Here is a 1,338-nt window from a genome sequence, read left to right on the forward strand (position 1 = left end):
TGAACGACCGGGTTGATGGTCGACACTTTGGACCGGGATGATACCTGACAGTTTTCATTCTGTCGTGTGCGCTGCTTGGTGCCTCATCGGCCTGGGCGGGCGCGGCGGAGCGAAGCGACGGAAGCGGCCGTCCGGGCCGATGAGGCCGATGTCGCGATTGCAGAAGCGCACGACGTGATCGCCATTTTCCAGCTCGCTCAGTCCGACGAGTTCGCCGGCAAGGGCTTCGCTGACGAACAGCCGGCCTCCCTTCCATTTGATCTCGCCGCTGTCACGTACACGGCGCACCTGGTGGTCGGCATCATACCAGGGATCGTCGAGACGCTCGGGCATCGCACGCGGCTGGCAGGGCCGATAGAGGTCGGCGGGCGGGCGTTGGCCCAGCGCTTCATGCGGGCGCTCCTCGTTGTAGTGCTGGCGGAAGGCATCGAAACGGACCTGCTGCTGGCCGGCATTGTCGGCCGGCGGTTTGGATGTTTGGGCCTTCAGAGTGCGATGCATGCGTTCGTGCCTGCCGTTCTCCTGGGGCGATGCCGGCGCGATGAAGTGCGCCTCGATGCCGAGCTTGATCCACCAGGTCGACAATCGGGTCAGGCCGCCGGCTCCATGGCTGCCGAAGGGCGAACCATTGTCGCAGCGGATCGCAAACGGCAGGCCATGGGTGCGGAAGGCCTCTTCGAACACCGGCCGCACGCCCTCGATGGTCTGCGGAGCAATGCGCACATCGATCAGAAACCGGCTGTAGCTGTCGCTGATCGTCAGCGGATCGATGCGCTGCTGGTCGCGGGTGCGGAACCAGCCCTTGAAATCAACGCTCCATTCGTCATTGGCTTGTGTTGCCTCGGTGAACGGGCGGCTTTGGTCCAGTGCTCTGCGCCGCCGCTTGGCAACCTCCACGAGGCCCGCCCGTTTGAGAATGTCGCCGATCGTCGAGGCTGCCGGCCAAGGTGTTTGCGCCGACTGGCGCTGCAACAAAGCCAAAAGCTTGCGCGGCCCCATATGCGGAAACCGCTGACGCAGCGCAATCACCTGATCGACAAGGGCCGCCGGCGTGCGATGCGGGCAGGAAACCGTACCGTGCGAGCGGTCGACAAACCAGTCGTCCGCACCGCTCATCTGCCGCTTGCGCCAGGAGTAAAATGTCTCCCGGCTCACACCATAACGACGGCAAAGATCACTCACACTCCAATGCCCCGAAACATAGTCCGACAGCATCCGAACACGTTCTTCCATGCGACAAGTCTCCACAAATGGCATCGGAAGCCCTCCCTCCGACGCACTATGACTTGTCAACCATCAACCCGGTTCATTCTGTCAGGGATCTGCCCGGGCTGTACC

The 1,338-nt window shown here is 63.0% G+C and carries 1 protein-coding gene; it reads right to left on the bottom strand.

Annotated features, from left to right (window positions below):
* Nucleotides 1–54: 54 nt before the first annotated feature.
* Nucleotides 55–1,257, bottom strand: coding sequence for an integrase core domain-containing protein (locus EFD56_RS32455; protein ID WP_085741759.1), 1,203 nt, complete (start codon nt 1,255–1,257; stop codon nt 55–57).
* Between the last annotated feature and the right edge of the window lie 81 nt (nt 1,258–1,338).

The sequence above is a fragment of the Rhizobium phaseoli genome (genome assembly GCF_003985125.1).
GTDB lineage: Bacteria > Pseudomonadota > Alphaproteobacteria > Rhizobiales > Rhizobiaceae > Rhizobium > Rhizobium phaseoli.